14 protein-coding genes and 1 tRNA gene are annotated in these 18,292 nt (G+C 68.3%); 5 read left to right on the top strand and 10 right to left on the bottom strand.

Annotated elements, in window-relative coordinates:
* The first annotated feature begins 103 nt into the window (after positions 1-103).
* Together AB0J95_RS34705 and AB0J95_RS34700 are read left to right on the top strand one after the other, a co-directional pair.
* A tRNA-OTHER gene (locus AB0J95_RS34705) sits at positions 104-170 on the top strand.
* Positions 171-367: 197 nt separating this feature from the next.
* Positions 368-1,966, top strand: a complete 1,599-nt coding sequence (locus tag AB0J95_RS34700) for a TROVE domain-containing protein (RefSeq protein ID WP_364767646.1) — start codon at positions 368-370, stop codon at positions 1,964-1,966.
* Between the two features lie 12 nt (positions 1,967-1,978).
* Here AB0J95_RS34700 and AB0J95_RS34695 read toward each other — a convergent pair whose 3' ends face one another.
* From AB0J95_RS34695 to AB0J95_RS34665, 7 genes are all read right to left on the bottom strand, one after another.
* Positions 1,979-2,488: an isoprenylcysteine carboxylmethyltransferase family protein gene (locus tag AB0J95_RS34695; RefSeq protein ID WP_364767643.1), complete on the bottom strand. Its 510-nt coding sequence runs from the start codon at positions 2,486-2,488 to the stop codon at positions 1,979-1,981.
* Between the two features lie 68 nt (positions 2,489-2,556).
* On the bottom strand, positions 2,557-2,739 hold the full coding sequence (locus AB0J95_RS34690) for a hypothetical protein (RefSeq protein ID WP_364767640.1): 183 nt from the start codon (positions 2,737-2,739) through the stop codon (positions 2,557-2,559).
* Between the two features lie 65 nt (positions 2,740-2,804).
* Positions 2,805-3,671, bottom strand: a complete 867-nt coding sequence (locus AB0J95_RS34685; RefSeq protein ID WP_364767637.1) for a DMT family transporter — start codon at positions 3,669-3,671, stop codon at positions 2,805-2,807.
* Positions 3,672-3,982: 311 nt separating this feature from the next.
* Positions 3,983-6,652 (bottom strand): FtsX-like permease family protein, encoded by a 2,670-nt coding sequence (locus tag AB0J95_RS34680; protein ID WP_364767634.1) that lies wholly within the window; start codon positions 6,650-6,652, stop codon positions 3,983-3,985.
* Positions 6,649-7,365, bottom strand: coding sequence for an ABC transporter ATP-binding protein (locus AB0J95_RS34675; protein ID WP_364767631.1), 717 nt, complete (start codon positions 7,363-7,365; stop codon positions 6,649-6,651). Before AB0J95_RS34675 ends, AB0J95_RS34680 begins: the two co-directional genes overlap by 4 nt.
* Positions 7,362-7,931, bottom strand: coding sequence for a PadR family transcriptional regulator (locus AB0J95_RS34670; protein WP_364767628.1), 570 nt, complete (start codon positions 7,929-7,931; stop codon positions 7,362-7,364). The genes AB0J95_RS34675 and AB0J95_RS34670 overlap by 4 nt, the downstream gene beginning before the upstream one ends.
* A 45-nt stretch (positions 7,932-7,976) precedes the next feature.
* Positions 7,977-9,047, bottom strand: a complete 1,071-nt coding sequence (locus AB0J95_RS34665) for a M20 family metallopeptidase (protein ID WP_364767625.1) — start codon at positions 9,045-9,047, stop codon at positions 7,977-7,979.
* Between the two features lie 107 nt (positions 9,048-9,154).
* Between AB0J95_RS34665 and AB0J95_RS34660 the strand changes: the two genes are divergently transcribed.
* Genes AB0J95_RS34660 through AB0J95_RS34650 form a run of 3 tightly spaced genes read left to right on the top strand, consistent with a single transcriptional unit; the run spans position 9,155 to position 12,848 of the window.
* Positions 9,155-9,721 carry a (2Fe-2S)-binding protein gene (locus AB0J95_RS34660; protein WP_364767622.1) on the top strand — a complete coding sequence of 189 codons (567 nt, stop codon included), beginning with the start codon at positions 9,155-9,157 and terminating at the stop codon, positions 9,719-9,721.
* Positions 9,721-10,689 (top strand): xanthine dehydrogenase family protein subunit M, encoded by a 969-nt coding sequence (locus tag AB0J95_RS34655; protein ID WP_364767619.1) that lies wholly within the window; start codon positions 9,721-9,723, stop codon positions 10,687-10,689. The genes AB0J95_RS34660 and AB0J95_RS34655 overlap by 1 nt, the downstream gene beginning before the upstream one ends.
* The gene (locus AB0J95_RS34650) at positions 10,686-12,848 is read left to right on the top strand and encodes a xanthine dehydrogenase family protein molybdopterin-binding subunit (protein WP_364767616.1); all 2,163 of its coding nucleotides are present in this window, start codon (positions 10,686-10,688) and stop codon (positions 12,846-12,848) included. Before AB0J95_RS34655 ends, AB0J95_RS34650 begins: the two co-directional genes overlap by 4 nt.
* A gap of 62 nt (positions 12,849-12,910) precedes the next feature.
* Here AB0J95_RS34650 and AB0J95_RS34645 read toward each other — a convergent pair whose 3' ends face one another.
* The 3 genes from AB0J95_RS34645 to AB0J95_RS34635 form a co-directional block, all read right to left on the bottom strand.
* Positions 12,911-15,580: an exo 1,3/1,4-beta-D-glucan glucohydrolase gene (locus AB0J95_RS34645; RefSeq protein WP_364767613.1), complete on the bottom strand. Its 2,670-nt coding sequence runs from the start codon at positions 15,578-15,580 to the stop codon at positions 12,911-12,913.
* A 143-nt stretch (positions 15,581-15,723) separates the two neighbouring features.
* The gene (locus tag AB0J95_RS34640) at positions 15,724-17,061 is read right to left on the bottom strand and encodes a sulfite exporter TauE/SafE family protein (protein ID WP_364767610.1); all 1,338 of its coding nucleotides are present in this window, start codon (positions 17,059-17,061) and stop codon (positions 15,724-15,726) included.
* Positions 17,058-18,227, bottom strand: a complete 1,170-nt coding sequence (locus tag AB0J95_RS34635) for a tetratricopeptide repeat protein (RefSeq protein WP_364767607.1) — start codon at positions 18,225-18,227, stop codon at positions 17,058-17,060. The genes AB0J95_RS34640 and AB0J95_RS34635 overlap by 4 nt, the downstream gene beginning before the upstream one ends.
* Positions 18,228-18,292 lie beyond the last annotated feature (65 nt).

The raw sequence follows: 18,292 nt of genomic DNA, 5'->3' as shown, positions 1-18,292 counted from the left end.
GCAGCACCTCCGGTGCGGGGCTTGGCGGTTACTTCGATCTGGGGTTGAACGTGACCGTGGGGCTGCTTTGATCTCGGGGGTCGAAAACTTCAGAAGAGTGCCCGGTGCGCAGGAAACGGTTACTTCCACTTCGAATGGGCAGGTCGCAGGTTCGACTCCTGCCGCCACCACAACTCCGCGGACGTGTGTCCGCGGAGCGCGGACCGAGTCGTGTGGGGAACTTTGGGGGCCGACCCCCACGCCCCCCGCGATTCGCCATGGTGGCGTAGCTCAGCGGCCAGAGCAGCTAATGTCACCGTCTCCGACTTTGATCTCGGGCCCTCTTCTGTTGCTTTCGGCCCCTCCTGGAAACCCTTGGGGGTGGAGTATGGCCAAGTTCAATGCTGTTCGGACCAAGGCGAAGGCGACTTCGCCGGTGTACTCCGAGAAGCGGCCGTCGGGTCGTACTCATCAGGGTGCTGCTGGGTATGCGCGGGACACCAAGTCGGAGCTTTTTCTTCTCGCCGTGACGAACATGGTGGGGGAGAAGACGTTCTATGAGGATGGTGCGGCGCGGGACGAGCGGTATGCGCGGCTCGTCCGTCAGGCTGCCGTTGAGGATCCGGAGTGGACTGCGCGGCTGCTCAAGTGGTTGCGGTCGGAGGGGAACCTGCGGTCCGCGGCGCTTGTGGGTGCGGCGGAGTTCGCGAAGGCCCGGCTGGAGGCGGGGCTCGATGGGATGTCGCGGCAGGTTGTTGCTTCCGTTCTGCAGCGCGCGGACGAGCCCGGGGAGATGTTGGCGTACTGGATCTCGGCGTATGGCAAGGCGATTCCCAAGCCGGTCAAGCGGGGTGTCGCGGACGCCGTGCGGCGGTTGTACGACGAGCGTGCGTTGCTCAAGTACGACACCGACAGCAAGGGATTCCGGTTCGGTGACGTGATCGACCTGGTCCACCCGGCGAACAACGGGCCCGCGCAGGCGGAGTTGTACCGGCATGCGTTGGACCGCCGGCATGGGCGCGACAACCCCGTCCCTGCTCAGCTCACCATGCTGCGTAAGCGGAGTGAGCTCATGCAGCTCAAGGTCACCAAGCGGGCCAAGGTGATCCGGACCAAGGACGGCCGGAACACCCTGCGCGAGGCGGGGATGACCTGGGAGTCGCTGGCTGGATGGCTACAGGGGCCGATGGACGCACGGGCGTGGGAAGCGATGATCCCGTCGATGGGTTACATGGCGTTGTTGCGTAACCTGCGGAACTTCGACCAGGCCGGGGTGTCCGACGAGGTGGCCAAGGCTGTTGCGGACCGGCTCGCCGACCCGCAGCAGGTCGCGCGGTCGCGTCAGCTGCCGTTGCGGTTCCTGTCGGCCTACCGGGCGGCGCCGTCGCTGCGGTGGGGGTGGGCGCTGGAGCAGGCGATCACGTTGTCACTGGCGAACGTTCCCGCGCTGCAGGGACGGACGCTGGTCCTTGTGGACACCTCCGGGTCGATGAACTCGGCGCTGTCGCAGGGAAGCGAGCTCATGCGGTGGGACGCGGCCGCCGTCTTCGGGATCGCGCTCGGCCTGCGGTGCGCGGACGCGGACGTGGTGTCGTTCTCGGGCGGCGGGTCGTGGAACGGCCGGGAGTTCGAGCTCAGCCGCCAGTTCCCGTTGCACGGCAAGGAGTCGCTGCTCAAGGCGGTCGAGCGGTGGAAGACCGGCGGGTACTTCCTCAACGGCGGCACCGACACCGTTGCCGCCCTGAAGAAGCACTACGCGAAGCACGACCGGGTCGTCATCGTCACCGACGAGCAGGCCGGGTACGGCGACGTCGGCAAGGCACTGCCGTTGACGGTTCCGATGTACACCTGGAACCTGGCCGGCTACCGGATGGGCCACGCGCCCAGCGGATCGCACGACCGGCATGCTTTCGGTGGCCTCACCGACCAGGCGTTCCGGATGATCCCGTTGCTGGAGGCCGGAAAGAGTGCCAGCTGGCCGTTCTGAGTCCAACAACCGCTAGGAGGGGGCGCTGGGTGGTTGCCACGGCTTGAGCCGCGGCAACCACCCGGGCACGGCATCCCGGTAAGTTTCATACTGGGAGCCGAAGTTGCGCGCCAGCGACGGTTCCTCATGCCAGTGCACCATCGCGAAGAACGCGCCGGACACCGCCGCCGCGTACAGAAACACCCATGGCTGCCCGAAAACCAGCGCCTGCCCGACGATCGCGCCGAGCACGCACAGGTACATCGGGTTGCGCACGTACCGGTACAACCCGCCCACCACGAGGTTTCTCGGCGGGGCGATCGGCGCGGGAGTGCCAATGCCCTCCACGACGAACCGGATGAACGCCGCCACGAGCACGGCCACCGACGGCACCAGGACCACCCAGCCCAGCACGCGCAGCGGCGGCCAGACCGGCTCGAACACCCACCCGGTGATCAACCAGGGGAGCAGGCCGGCGACGATTCCCGGTGCCAGTACGAAGAACACAGCCGAACCCACAGCGGCGACGACTCTGTTGCGCACAGAACCATTCTCAGCCCGGACCAACTCCTCCGGCCCGGAAGTCACCCGGTTGGCCGGTGTACTCCCCACTATCGGGCTACCGAGACCACCTCCGCGGGACCGCTGGGTGCCCGCGACGCCCACTCCGCCGCCTCCTCGGCCGACGACACCTCGATCAGCAGATGATCATCCCGGGCCTCCAACAACACCCCGGCGAGGCTCAGGCGGCGGGCGTACTCGGCGGACAGGTCACCTTTGATCATGTAGCGCATGAGAAAAGCTCCTCTCGTTCGTACGTACGTCGAACGAGAGGAGCCGTCCTCGACAGCGAAAGTCCCTAGACCGAGACGAGTTCCCGGACCGGGTGCTCGGGCTCGGTGCGCACGTGGTGGTGCGGAGCCAGGCGGGCCAGGATGACCACCCCGGCGATGGTGACCGCGCAGGCGAGCAGCGCGCCCATCCCGGACAGGAACGAGTCGGGCAGCTGCTCGTTCAGCACGAGCACCCCGATCAGCGAACCCGTGATCGGGTCGGCGACCAGCAGGGTCGCGTAGCTGAGCGCGAACCGGCCGGTGCGGTAGGCGTTCTGCTGGAACATCAGGCCCATGACGCAGAAGACCACCGCGAGACCGCCGACCCAGAACACCGTCCCGGACACCTCGCGCAGCGCGGTGCTGCCGCTCACCCGCACCAGCGCGGCGAACACGCCGTAGCCGATACCGGAACCGATCGCCAGGAACAGCGCGTTGACCGCGCCCAGGCTGCGGCGTGCCATCACGGCGGCGCCACCGAGCAGCGCGAACGCGCAGCCGCACAGAACGATCGCGGACGGGCCGTCCAGGGTGGGCGGAGCCGACTCGTGCGGGAGCAGCATCAACAGGCTGACCAGCCCGGTGCTCACCGCGAGGGCGCCCACGATCTCAAGCTTCTTGACCCGCCTGCGGTCGATGGCGGCGGCGATCAGCACAGCGATCGGCAGGCCGCTCATGCCAAGGGGCTGCACCACCGTGAGCGGGCCGTTGGCCAGCGCGATGATGTGCATCGCGGCGCCGCCGAACGTCGTCAGCGCGCCCAGCAGCCACTTCGGTGTGCGGATGAGGTGTGTCAGCAGGCGGAGGAAGCTCTGGTTCTGGCAGTGGCCGGCCGCGTTCTGCTGCAGTGCGGCACCTAGTGCTACGAGCGGCGCGCCAGCCACGGCCGCCACCAACCACAGCGTCACCGGGTTGCGTCCAGAGTGAGGATCATGTCATTCCCACGTTGGGTAAGGAGTGATCGGTTCGAGATCGAATCGAAATGCACACCGGCACCCTAATGGGTGACCCCTAAGGGACGTGTGAGCCGGGGTACCGGTTGCTTACCCCGCTGACCTGCCTGTCAAACGATTATCCGCTGAACAGCGGCCGAGGACTCAGGGAGATGTGATCCAGGACACACCTGGATTCATCATTTACATGAACCTATTCATTTCCTGTCGATTTCCGGCGGCGCCGTTGCCGGCGCCGCCGGAATCGCAGATCAGAGCCGGTCCTCGATCGGCAGCCGGGATCGGGTGAGCAGGCCCGCGCCGAGCATCGCGGCCACCGGCACGACGATCACCGTGATAAGGACACTGATCCACGGAATGACGATCGGAAACGATGGTGGCGCCGGCCAGACCCCGTCCAGGCCCTGGTTGAACGCCGTCAGCACGGCCACTGCGGCACCCATACCGGTGACCGCCCCGAGGGTGGAACCCAGCCCGGCGATCACTCCGGACTGACTGAGCGACAACAACCGCCGCACCCGCGGGGAGGCGCCGATCGCGGCCAGCGTGCTCAGGTCGGCCTTGCCGTCCGCCGCGGCCAGACCGGTGGCCAGCGCGGCCGCGCCGAGCGTGACGATCGCGGCCACGATGACCAGCACGGTGAGCGTGCTGTTCTGCGAGTCGCTGCCGCGTTCGACGTACGTGCGGAACTCGTTGCCCAGGATGGATCGCAACCGGTCCGACTCGTTCACCGTGGGCATCCGGGTGGAGGTCGCCAACGCGCCCAGCGGCTTGACGCCCAGCCCGAGCGACCGGGCCGTTTCCGGGGTCATCATCGTGATCCCGGCCCGTGGGCGGTGTGGCAGCGCGACCGCGGGCGCGGTCACGGTCTGGTTCGGATCGCTCTGCCTGCCGACCATCATCAGCGTCAGCGTCACCGACCCGTTGTCGACGGTGGTCGCGTCGTCCACGACCACCTTGCCCTCGCGCAGGGCCGCGCTCGCGATGGCGGCGTCCTCGTCCGAGACACCGCTGACCGCGCCCGCCGCCTCCGGCTGGATGGCCACGGCCAGGCTCATGCCGAGGCCGCCGACCGAGAGCACGCCGAAGTAGTTGTTGTCCTCCCGGATGTTGGCGCACTTCGGGTCCTGGGCGGCGGCCTTCTGCTCATCCGTGGTCAGCTCACGCATTTTGCCGACGTACGGGCAGGCGCGGTCCGCCGGCACCTTCGGGAACGGCAGGCAGGCCAGACCGCCGCAGTCCAGGCCGGACACCTGGAACACGTCCTTGACCGGCATGGCCGCCCGCAGCGCGCTGTCCGCCTGCTGGAACGAAGGCAGCTTGTCGGTCTGTGCGCCCATGACGAACACGTTGCCCAGCGCCATGGACGTGGTCTCGTGCTCGCGCTGGTCGATGGACACCATGGCGATCGCGGCCGTCAGGCTGCCGATGACCGCCGCCGCCACCGCGGCGATCGCCGGTGCCGCGGCGGTCCGGTTGCGGGAGGCGTCCCGCAAGGCCAGCCGCGCGACCGGCGGCAGCCAGCGGCCGAGCCGGGCCACCAGGCCGACCAGCGAAGGCGTGAGGAACACCAACGCCAGCTCGACGACCACCAGACCACTGAGCACGAGGCCGGTCTCCGTCTGCAGCGCGCCGAACGCGGACATGCCGACGCCGATCAGGCCGATGGCGGCGCCCGCGATCGGCCAGCGCCGCCGGGTCCGCGTGATGCCCCGCCGCCCGGCCAACGCCATCACCACGTTCTGCCGCGAGGAGATCCACGCGGGCACGAGTGCGGCGAGCACGCCGGTCGCGACGGCCGCCAGCGTCAGAATCAGGACCGACACCAGGGAGATCTGCAGGGAACCGGCGCGCTGACGAGTCAGCGTGTCCTCGATGACCGGGATGAACACGGCCGCGCCGGCGGTCCCGAGCCCCACCCCGAGCACCGCGGCGAACGTGCCGTGCACGACCCCGTCGGCCAGCACGATCCGCCGGACCTGCGCCGGAGTTCCCCCGGAAGCCGCGACCAGGGCGAGGTCCCGGCGCCGCCGCTTGGCGCCGACCGCGAACGCCGCCCCGGCCAGCAGCATGACCTCGATCAGCGCCAGGCCGCCGACCAGCACGAGAGCGGTGTTGTCGCGGGCGCCGCGGCCGATCGGCAGGTCGTACTCCTCGGCCTTGGGCGGCGGGTTGACCAGCACGTCTCGTGACACGGCCACGATCCCGTGCGTGTTGAGCTGCTTGACCTCGTTCCAGGACAACGGGTTCGGTGTGCCCACGAGCCACCTGGCGTCCTGGCGGTCCACTCCGGACTTCAAGCGGTGCACGACGATCGTGCTCGCGTCCAGGTTCTGCGGGTCCTCGACGATCCCGGTCACGGTGAACGTCTGCGAATCGTCGGCCGTCTTGAACGTGCCGCCCACACCGACGCCGAGCCGGGTACTTGCCGCGGGTGTCAACGAGACTTCGTTGTCAGCACTGGGAGCCCGGCCGGACACCGGGCGCAGAATGCCCTCTGCCAACGGGTTCGCGTAGTCCAGCTGGCGGGCGGTCAGGCTGCCGATGCCGTCGGCGGTGTGCACGTCCAGCTGCGACTTCAGGTCCGGGATCGCTTTCGTCCCAGCGGGGAACTGGGCTAGCAGCTGCTGTTCGGCCGGCGTGTCAGGGGACGGGATGGCCTCGTTGACCGGATACGCGTTCAGGTAACCGGGTTCCTGGCGCACGGCCGAGTCGAACGGCCAGACGACCGCGGCCTGGCCGGTGCCCATCAGCCGGGTGGCCTGCTCGGCCGGGGACAGCTCGAACGTGTCGAAGTTGATGGTCATGAACACCAGCGCCATCACCGGCACCGTGATCATGGCGACGATCAGGGCCGACCGGCCCTTGGCGCGCTTGGCCTCCCGCCAGGCGACGCGGATCGCGGTGCGCCAGCCGGTCACCGGGTACCGCCCAGCAACGCCTCGGGCTGGTCCAGCGGGCCGGACGTGTCGACCACGACCCCGTCCCGCAGGAACACCACCCGGTCTGCCCAGGCGGCGTGCCGGGCGTCGTGGGTGACCAGGATCCCGGCGGCGCCGGAGTCTATTTTGGACCGCAGCAGCCGCAGAACCGTCTCGCCCGTCTGGGAGTCCAGCGCACCGGTGGGTTCGTCGGCGAGCACCAGCCGGCGTTCCCCGATGAGCGCGCGGGCGATCGCCACCCGCTGCTGCTGGCCGCCGGAGAGCTCGTCCGGAAACCGGTCGGCGTGATCGTCCAGGCCGACCTCGGCGAGCGCGGCAACAGCTGTCTGGCGGGCTTTGCGCACGCTGACGCCGTCGAGTTCCATCGGCAGCGAGATGTTCTCCGCCGCGGTCAGGCTGGCCAGCAGGTTCAGGCTCTGGAACACGTACCCGATCCGCTTGCGCCGCAACGAGGCCAGGTCGCGCAGCTTGCACTCGCTCAACGGGGTGCCGTCGACGACGACCTCGCCGCTGGACGGCCGGTCCAGCCCGCCCGCCAGGTTGAGCAGGGTCGACTTGCCCGACCCGGACGGCCCCATCACCGCGACCAGCTCACCCGAGGCGACGCTCAGCGTGACCCCCCTCAGCGCGTGGACCTCGGTCTCGCCGTGGCCGTGGACCCGGTGGACGTCCCTGAGTTCGAGGACACTCATTTGCTGACCCCCTCCTGGTCGTGAGCGGTGGACTCGATCGGCGCGGCCGGCAGCGGGGCGTAGCGGACCAGGCTGGCCTCGCAGTGGTCCAGCCAGCGGACCTCGGCCTCGGCCTGGAAGATCATCGCGTCCAGTACGAGCCGCCAGGCCAGGTCGCCGTTCCCGGCGCCGGACTTCAGCCGGGTGTACTCCTGCAGGGTGCGCATGGTGGCGGTGCGCTGGGTCTGCATGACCGTTCGCGCGTCGACGCCCGGTGTGGTCAGCGCCAGCGCCAGCTTGATGGCCAGCTCGTCGCGGGGCCGGTCGGACCGGCTGATCGGCGTGCCGAACCAGCCGGCCAGGTCGGCCCGGCCGGCCTCGGTGATCTCGTAAGGCCGCTGCCCACCCTCGTTCTCCGGCAACGCCCGGACCAGCTCGTCGCGCTCCAGCCGGGACAGCGTGGTGTACACCTGCCCGATGTTCAGCGGCCAGGTGCCGCCGGTGGACTCTTCGAAGGCGACCCGGAGCTGGTAGCCGTACATCGGCCCACGCTCGAGGAGGGCCAGGAGGCCGTGCTTGATGGACATATACTGAGTATGCATACCCAGTATGCTGCCCGCAAGAATCCCAGGTCAGACGCTCTGCAGGAACTCCCGGAGGGCTTGGTAGTACGGATCGATGGTGGTCACGTCGACGTACTCGTCCGGACCGTGCAGGCCCTGCCCGCCGACGCCGAAGATGACCGCGTCGATGCCCCGCTGGTAGTAGAACCGCCCGTCCGCGGCGCCGTGCTTGCGCAGGATGCTCGGGTCGTAGCCCTGGTTGCGCACGGCCTGCTCGATCAGCCGCACCTGGCGGCTGCCGGGGTCGGCCTTGTGCGGCGGGTCGAGGTGGTACACCGACACGGTGACCCCGGGGTCACAGAAAGTCTGCAGGTAGTCGGCGATCTCCGCCTCGGTGCGGCCGTCGAAGTCGGTGTCCTTCGGCGGGTAGCGGATGTCGAGGAACGCCGTCGCGTCCGCGGGGACCTGGTTGAGCGCGGTGTTCGAGGTCTCGATCTTGGCGACGTTCACCGTCGTGCGCCAGGCCTCCTCCGTCGGCACGGGATAGCGCGCGAGCACCTTCTCGACGCTGCGCATGACCGGGAGCAGGGCGTTGTCGGCGTTCCACTGGTACGCGCTGTGCCCGGCCCGGCCGATCGCGTGCAGGTCGGCGTTGAAGATGCCCTTCGACTCGGTGACCAGCCGCAGCCCGCTCTGCTCGCCGATCACCACGAAGTCGGCCGAGACGCCCTGTTGCAGCTGGTGGCGGGTGCCGTCGCGGCCGCCGACCTCCTCGTCGGTGACCAGCTGCAACGCGAACGGCCCGCGCACCTCGCGGAACACCAGGGCCTCCACCAGACCGGCGACCTTCATGTCCTGCGCGCCCCGCGCGTACAGCCGATCGCCCTCCAGCCGGGGGACGAACTGGTCCGGGGTGGCCGGCACGACGTCGAGATGAGCGTTGAGGATGACCGGGAAGTGCCTGCGCCGCGGGCCTTCGTAGACCAGCGCGCTGGGTTTGCCGTTCGACTCGAAGCGTTCGACGGTGAACCCGGGCCCCACCAGGTCCAGCACGTACTCCAGGGCGCGGTGCAGCTCGTCGGGGCGGTCGGCGGTGGAGGGGATCGACAGCAGGCCGATGGCCTCGGGAATCAGATCCATCCGGTCACGTTAGTCCTGTGCACGAGGAGTGACCGCCCGGCTTCGGACGGCTAGACTCGCCTGGACGCCGCCACTTGGTTCCGCCGCACGAACACTGTGGAGGTCCTATGGCTGACGGCTTGTCCAGGCGGCAACTGTTCGGGCGCGCGGCCGTGGTGTCGGCCGGCGTCGCGCTGGCCGCCCCCGCGACCGCCGAAGCAGCTGCAGATGATGGCACCGTTGAAGTTTCCTTTGTGCTCAACGGCAAGCCGCAGACGCTGACTGTCGATCCCCGGGTCACGCTGCTCGACGCCTTACGTGAGCGCCTGCACCAGACCGGTACCAAGAAGGGCTGTGACCGGGGTCAGTGCGGCGCCTGCACCGTGCACATCGACGGCAGGCGGGTGGTCTCGTGCCTGACCCTCGCGGTGACGGTGCGGGGCAAGCAGGTCACGACGATCGAGGGGCTCGCTGAGGGGGAGACCCTGCATCCGGTGCAGGAGGCGTTCATCGCCTGCGACGCGTTCCAGTGCGGGTTCTGCACGTCCGGCCAGATCATGTCGGCGGCCGCGGTGATCGCCGAGGGGCGCGCTCGGACCGACGCGGAGATCAGCGAGGCGATGTCCGGCAACATCTGCCGCTGCGGGGCGTATCCGAACATCGTCGCGGCCATCCGCCAGGCGGGTGGTGCGTGATGCAGGGGTTCGACTACAAGGCGCCTTCGTCGGCCGCCGATGCGTTGGCTCTGGCGGGGGAGCGGTCGGCGTTCCTAGCCGGTGGCACGACTCTGGTCGACCTGATGAAGCTCGACGTGGTCACACCGGAGCGGGTCATCGACATCAACTCCGTCCCTCTCCGGGGGATCACGCATGATCGTGACGTCCTGGTGATCGGTGCTCTGGAGCGGATGAGCGATGTCGCCGTGCACCGCGATGTGGTGACGCAGTATCCGGTGCTTGCGCAGGCGTTGCTGGCCAGTGCTTCCGGGCAGTTGCGGAACATGGCCAGCATGGGCGGGAACCTGTTGCAGCGCAGCCGGTGTGACTACTTCCGGGATGTGCGGACGCCGTGCAACAAGCGAACTCCGGGCAGCGGGTGCCCGGCGCAGACGGGGGACAACCGGGGGCACGCCATCCTGGGGACGAGTTCTTCCTGTGTGTCCACGCATCCGAGCGATCTCGCGGTGGCTTTGACGGCTCTCGACGCTTCGGTCGTGCTGCAGTCCCGGTCCGGGTCTCGAACCGTGGGGCTGGCGGACTTCTACCGGCTGCCGGGCGACACGCCTTGGGTGGAGAACGTGCTCGAGCCGGGCGAACTGATCGCCGCGATCCGGGTGCCCCGGCTGGTGTGGGCGCGCAACTCGGCCTACGTCAAGATCCGGGACCGCTCGTCCTATGAGTTCGCCTTGACTTCCGCAGCGGTCGCTCTGGACACCGTTGCCGGGGTCGTCCGGGATGCGCGGGTTGCTGTTGGGGGCGTGGGGACTCGGCCGTGGCGATTGCCCCAAGTGGAGGCCGCTCTTCGCGGGAAGCCTGCCACGGAAGAGAACTTCGCTGCGGCGGCTCTTCTGTCCGTGGCGGGTGCTCGGCCGTTGGCACACAACGCCTTCAAGGTCACGCTGGTGCAGCGGACGATCGTGCGAGCCCTGGCAGGTGTGCGATGAGCCCGCTGGGACAGCCGGTCGACCGGGTCGACGGCCACCTCAAGGTCACCGGAACAGCCTCCTATGTGGCCGACTTCCAGGTCGATCGCCTTGCGTACGGCTATGTTGTGACGAGCACGATCGCGCGCGGGACGATCACCGGGATGGTCGTCGACGACGCACTACGGGCGCCCGGCGTGCTCGCCGTGTACAGCCCGGACAACCCGCTGAAGTTGTTCGCGTACACCCAGGCCCAGAACGACGAGACCCGGCCGCCGTTGCAGGACAAGGTGATCCGGTACTACGGGCAGCTCATCGCCTTGGTGGTCGCCGAAACCTTCGAACAGGCCAGGGATGCGGCCGGGTTGATCCGGACCACGTATGACGCTCAGCCTCCGGCGACCTCGTTCCCCAGCGGGACAGCGGTGAACCCGCCGAGCGGGTCGCCGGTGCAGGACATCCTGGCTCCGGGGGTGCCGTCGATCGACGCCGCACTGGCGGCCTCCGAGGTGACTGTCTCGGCGACGTACACGACGTCGGTGAACAACCACAACGCGATGGAGCCGCACGCGACCCTGGCCGCGTGGACCAACGACCACCTGCAGATCTACACGGTGAGCCAAGGCGTCCGGCTCGTCACGCAGCGGCTGTCGACCACACTCGGCATCGACCAGAACAAGATCCACGTCTACAACCCTTATGTGGGCGGCGGTTTCGGCAACAAGTGGGGCAACTGGGCGCACACGCCGGTCACCGCCGCCGCGGCCCGGGCGCTCGGACGTCCAATCAAGACTGTGCTGACCCGCGAGCAGACGTTCACGATCGTCGGGCACCGGCCGGCTTCGCGGCAGGAAGTCACGCTGGGTGCCAAGCGGGACGGGACACTGACGGCGGTCAAGAACGACGGCGTGTCGTCGATGTCCCCGGCCAGCAACTTCTTCGAGCCGGTGGCCAACCTGTCGGCGACTCTGTACGCGAGCCAGAACATCCACGTATCCCGGCGCGTGATTCCGTTGGATGCGCCGCCGACGACCATCATGCGAGCCCCGCAGGAGGCGTCCGGGTCTTTCGCGCTGGAGAGTGCGTTGGACGAGCTGGCCGAGAAGCTGGGCATGGACCCATTGGCGCTGCGGCAGAAGAACAACTCGCCGGTGAACCCCGGGAACGGGCGGCCTTGGTCGAGCAAGCACCTGGACGAGTGTTACCGGCGAGGGGCCGAGAAGTTCGGCTGGTCCCGGCGCGACCCCGTGCCTGGCTCGATGCGGGATGGGGACTGGCTGGTCGGTCTGGGCATGGCCACGTCGACCTATCCGGCGTCACGCGGGGATGCCTCGGTGAAGGCGCGGTTCCAGGCGGATGGGACCGTGGTCGTCGCCGGGACCGCAGCTGATCTCGGCACCGCACAGTCCACTGTGTTCGCCATCCTGGCGGCGGACCGGTTGGGAATTCCGGTGTCGCGCGTGATCCCCGAGCTCGGCGACTCGTCCGCGCCGACCGCGGCCAACGCGGGCGGATCCGGGTCGACCTCGACGAACGGCCCGGCGGTCCAGCTTGCCTGTGACGCGGCCGTGGCGACGCTGATCAAGTTCGCCACCGGGACGCCGTACTTCCCGACGGAACCCAAGTACGTCGACGGTTCACTCGTGCTGGGCTCGACGTCGATGACCTTCGGTGCGTTCCTGTCCGCAATGGACGTTCCCGGCGTGGAGGCGGTCGCCGCGTCGCCGCGCGCGAACGATCCGGTGCATGCGTTCCGCTCGTGGGGCGCGACCTTCTGCGAGGTGCGGGTCAACCGGTGGACGGCCGAGCCTCGGGTGTCCCGGTTCGTGTGCGTTGTGGACGCCGGGCAGATCGTCAACCCCAAGACCGCGCACAGCCAGATCGTGGGCGGGCTGATCATGGGCACCGGCCAGGCTTTGCTGGAGGAGACCCGGCTGGAGCCCAGCGGCCGGTTCGCCAACGCCAACCTGGCCACGTACCTGGTGCCGGTCAACGCCGACACGCCGGTGTTCGACGTCGAGTTCCTGGACTACCCGGACACGTTCCTGAGTCCGCTGGGCGCCAGGGGAATCGGCGAGTTCGGCATCGTCGGTGCCGCGGCGGCCATCGCGAACGCCATCCACCACGCCACCGGGAAACGGGTCCGGGACTTGCCGATCACGATCGACAAGCTCCTTTAGGACCCAGGAGAAAAGCGATGGGGGCCTGACCGCAGCCAGGCCCCCATCGCCACCCTCTTCGATTATTGGTCTACGAGGTCACCGCACTTCTGGGCATCTGGGTCCGCACCGCCCTTGGGCACCCAGCGCACGTTGGCGAACGAAGCGGTGAACGCGCCCTCGGTGTAGACGAGGAACGGCGTGTTCACGTTCTCCAGGTCCAGGCCCTTGTCGGCGAAGCAGACGATCGGGATCTTGACCGTCGACTTCTGACCGACTGGAAGGTTCTGGAACAGCTTCGTGGCAACGGTCTCACCCTGGCACGGGTACACGCAGTGCGTGCTGATCACCGTTCTGGCCGCGGGTGGCGAGTTGACGATGACGTCGAACTCCAGGGCCGCGTTGGCGTTCAGGTAGCTGCGGAGATCATCGCCCTGTGCCGGGTTCTGCATGTAGATCTGACCGGGGCCGGAACCGGTCCAGGTCGTCTTCAGCCCGTCGCCCTGGACGTTCACGTCCACCGGCACGGTGTTGATGTTGGCGTGCGCGGCCTGGCCGTCCGGGCCGATCTCGGTGCCGCCCCAGTTCTCCGGGGAGCCGATGAAGGCCTTGTACGGAGCCACATCGGTGCGGTTGTAGATCTCCAGGTCCTCAGTGGCCGTACCGCCACCGCCGCCTCCGCTGCAGGACACCGGCGCGGTCTCGTCGAGCGTGCCGACGTTGCCGGTCTGCCTGCTGCTCAGGCCGTAGCCGAACGGGAACAACGGGTCGTAGCCGGGGTCACGCGGGTTCAGCGGGGTCTGGCAGGCGGTCTTGGGCCAGCTGTAGGACAGCTTGCCGGAGAAGTCCTGCCAGTTGCGGCCGCGCACCAGCATGTCCGCGACGCCCTCACCCTCAGTGCCGGGCAGCCAGGACGCCACGAACGCGTCGGACCGGTTCAACTCCTTGTTCGTCCACAGCGGACGGCCGCTCATGAACACGGTCACCACCGGGGCGCCCTTGCCGTGCACCTTGTCCAGCACGGCCAGGTCGGCCGGGTACAGCTTGGCCGCCTCGAGCGAACGCTTGCCCAGGTCGCCGACGCCTTCCGCGTACGGGGTCTCGCCGATGACCGCGATGACGGCGTCGTACTGCGACGGGTCAACGCCGTCGGCCGTGGCGCTGTAGGTGACGTTGGCATCGCCCAAAGCCTGCTTGAGACCGGCCAGGACCGTTGTGCCGTTGGGGAAGTCGGCGTTGGTGTTGCCGGTCCCCTGCCAGGACAACGTCCAGCCACCGGTCTGGTTCTGCATGCTGTCCGCGGACTTGCCGACCACGAGCACCTTCGACTTCGGCTTGAGCGGCAGGACCTTGTTGTTGTTCTTCAACAGCACCTGCGACTCGCGCACGGCCTTGCGGGCCAGCTGCTTGTCCAGCAGGGCGTTCGCGTCACCCGCGTACTGGCGCTGCGACGGCTTCCTGCTGTCCAGGACGCCCGCCCGCAGCTTGACCCGCAGGATCCGCTTGACCGCGTCGTCGATCCGGGCCATCGGGATCTGGCCGCCCTCGACCTGCGCGATGGTGTTGGTGATGAAGGCCTTCCAGTCGTTCGGAACCATCACCATGTCGATGCCCGCGTTGATCGCCTGCGGGCAGCTGGCGTTGGTGCAGCCGGGGACCTGGCCGATGGCGTTCCAGTCGGACACCACGAGGCCGTCGAAGCCCATCTTCTGCTTGAGGATCCCGGTGACGACCTTCTGGCTGCCGGTCACCTTGCCCTCGTTGATGCCCAGGTCCGGGTTGGTCCAGCTGTTGAACGAGACCATCACCGACTGCGCGCCCGCCGCGAGCGCACCGTAGTAGCCCTGGCCGTGCAGGTTGATCATGTCGGCTTCGGAGTAGGCGTTGACGCCCTGGTCCTTGCCGCCGGTCGTGCCGCCGTCACCGATGAAGTGCTTGGCGGTGGCGATCACGCCGTTGCGGTCCAGCCGGAAGGAGTTGTTGTCCTGCAGGCCCCGGATCGCCTCGTAGCCGTAGGCGCGGGTGATCGTGGGGTTCTCGGAGAAGCCCTCGTAGGTGCGGCCCCAGCGGTCGTCCTGCACCACCGCGAGGGTCGGCGCGAACGCCCAGTCCTGGCCGGTGGCGCGGATCTGGCGGGCGGTGGCCTCGCCGATGTCGCGGATCAGGCACGAGTCCCGCGCGGCGCCGAGGCCGATGTTGTGCGGGAACAGCGTCGTGCCGAAGACGTTGTTGTTGCCGTGCACGGCGTCGATGCCCCAGATCACCGGGATGCGCGTGCGGGTGGCCTTGGACGCCGTCCAGTAGGCGTCGGCGAGGGTGAGCCAGTCCGTGGTGGTGGCGTGCTTGTTGGCGGCAGGCCACGAGCCGCCGCCGTTGAGCACGGAACCGATGTTGTACTGGGTGACCTCGGCCGGGGTGATCGCGGAGATCTCCGGCTGGGTCATCTGCCCGACCTTCTCGGCCAGGCTCATGCCGTTGACGATCTGGCTGATCCGCCATTCGTCCCAGAAGTTGCGGTCCATCTTGCTGTCGACCTTCGGCCAGTCGCTCAGCGTGGGCAGGGACTGCTCGATCCTGGCGCAGCCGTGGTCCATGTTCGGCTGGCCGATCACCGGTTGCCGGTCGTGACCGTGGCCGTAACTCTGCGGATCCGCGGCCGCGGCGCTGGGCGTACCGGCCGCCAGGACCGCGCCGATGAGCGTGATCAGCGCTCCTCGGTAGGTTCCTGACCTGGCTCTGAGTCTGGTGCTCATGGTGGGTCCGTTCTGCAGGCGCGACAACAATGGCGGCAGGGCCTGAGCGATCCTGTATCCCGGGTCACACCGGAGTCAAGAGCCGATGGAAGCGCTCTCGCGATGGTGAGGAACTTTCTTCACGCCTGAAAAAATGTGGAAGGCTAACCGGCGACCGCCCGGACGGCAAGTCCCGCACCGACAACGAGCACCATCACCGAGGTCAGCACAGGGGTCACCTTGGCGTATCCGCGCAGCTTTCCCTCGAACCGGTCGCGCAGTTTCACCAGCACCAGGCCGGCGACCATGAGCATCGCCGCCATGCCGATCCCGTAGCCCAGGACCAGCAGAACCCCGAACCAGGTGCGCCCCAGCGCAATCGCGCCGAGCAGAACTACCAGGGCAGAAGGACTGGGGACCAGACCACCCGCGAGGCCCATCCCGATCAGCCCGCTCCTGCTGAACCGGTTCCCATGCCCATGCCCATGCCCATGACCATGTCCGTGCCCATGGCTATGTCCATGTCCGTGCCCGCGTTGTTTCACTTGTTTCAGCGCGGATCGCACGAGGAACACGCCGATCGCGGCGATCAGGACGCCGCTGGCGATTCCTAGCCATTTCAGGACGGCCTCGCCCGCCAGGGCGCTCGACGCGGAGATCAGCAGGCCGAGAACGAGCACGCCGGCGGTGTGGGTGAGCGTCACGGTCGCGCCGACGATGACGGCGTCTTTCGCCGTTCCCTCCCGGCCGACAAGATAGGCCGCGATGACCGTCTTGCCGTGCCCTGGCAAGGCCGCGTGCGATGCACCCAGCACAAGCGACAGCAGGACAGCGAGAACGCCGAGCAGGGGCGTGAGATTGGGGCGGCCGACCAGGTTCGTGAACCACTCGGTCAGCGCGAAGCCGCTGTCCCGCTGTTCGGTGGCCGCGCCTGCCGTCGTGCTCGCGCCCGGCTCGGCCTTGAGGGACACCTCGCGGACGTCGAGCGGGGACGACAGCAGATCGTCCGGGTAGCGGCGGAGTTCGTCACTGACGGTCTGGGTGGGAACTGTGGAGTCAAGCTTGACGTCAGTACCAACAGCAGTGATCTCGTGCCAGCCAACGCGGTCGGACCGGTACTCGTCGCGGAAGCTCAGCGTGACCGGGCTGCTGATGTCGGCTGGGGCGGTCAGCTCACACGTCAGTCTCGTGGTCGGCAGGTCCGCTTGGCCATTCGGACGCTCCACTTGGGCCGTTCGGACCCGGAAGGCCAGCGTCCGGGAATCCACAGTGGAGCGGAGGGCGCCGGCGAGGTTCGTGCACTCGCGCCGGGCGTCGAGGTTGCTTTCCTGGAGGGTGGGAATCTCGGCGAGGTCCACGATGGACTTCACGTCGACCCGGTCCGGGTGCAGATGGAGAGCGTCGTAGTGGTTGACGCTGAAGTTGCCGAGCGGGTGCGCCATCGCCACACCCGCGGTCAGCAGCATGCCCAATAGGGTCAGGCCCAGGATCTTGCGGATCATCTGGCACCGGCCATGATCGCGTTGCGGTGTCCGACGACGACCGGGTTACGCCAGCCGTTGGCCACGGCCTTGTCCGCGTACACCAGGGCTTCAGCGTCCCGGCCGTTCACATGCAACGCCCACGCCATCGCGTCGGCGACGAAAACGCTTTGCCTGCGGCCCCATTCGGCCTCCGCACGACGCAGCGCCTCGGCCTTGTCACCGTGGTCGGCCGCGATCAGCGAGGCGCTCAGGTCGTCGGTCGCGCCCTGCGACTCCAGAAGCTTCTGCTGCTGGGCGACGATCGCGAGCTGCTTGGCGGCCTCGTCCGGGTTTCCGGCCTTGGTCAGCAGTTCCGCATACTCCACAAAGTACTGCGGCAGGGGAGCGCGGGCGACGACCTCGCGGTAGATGTCCAGGGCCTCGTCGGTGTGTCCGCGGGCGGCGGCCACTTTGGCCTTGCCCTGCTGGAGAGCCGGATCGTTCGGGCTGGCGGTGATGCCTTGCTCGTACTGGTCGGCGGCCTCGTCGAGCTTGCCCGCGTTGAACGCCAGCTCACCAAGGTAGTAGCGGCAGTAGGCGGTCTCGTCGGCCGAAGTGGCCGAGGACAGCGCGCGCTCCAGAGCGCTCCGGGCCTCGTTCTCCTGGCCGTGCAGCTCAAAATGATACGACGCGCGGGTGAAGGCAGCGACATTCGGCTTCAGATCGAGCATCCGCTGCACTGCGTCGGCCGCGCCCTTGTCGTCTCCCAGCTGTGTCAACGCATCCGCCAGCACACCGTAGACCTCAGCGGTGCCAGGCTGGACAGCTTCCGCCTTGAGCGCCCATTCCTTGGCCTTGCCGAAGTCGTGCCTCGCGTTGGCCAGCGCGCCCATGCCGACCATCGCCGGGCCGTTGCCGTCTGCCTGCAACGCCAACGACTTCTCCAGCGCACCCTGAGCCTTGGTGTAGTACGTGGGGTCGGCGGTGACCCTCGCAAGCTCCACATAGGACCCGCCCAGGTCGGCCCAGCCGGTGAAGTCGCCCGCAACGCGGTGCAGTTTCGCTTGCAGGGCTTGGACATGGTCGAGCAGGCGGGTCTGCCGGCTGACCGGTTGGGCGGTGGCTTCGGGAGTGGGGGACCGGGTCAGGCTGACCGCGGCGATGATCACGAGCGCCCCGGCGAACAGGGCGAGGAACACCTTCATTGCTGGACACCTTCGCTGTTTTCGGGCGCGCCAAGGATGCCTGGGGGTGTGGGTGGGGCCACACC

The sequence above is a fragment of the Actinocrispum sp. NPDC049592 genome, assembly GCF_040675465.1.
Lineage (GTDB): Bacteria > Actinomycetota > Actinomycetes > Mycobacteriales > Pseudonocardiaceae > Kibdelosporangium.
The sequence above is the reverse complement of the archived record's forward strand: the minus strand, read 5'-3'. Positions and strand labels throughout refer to the sequence as shown.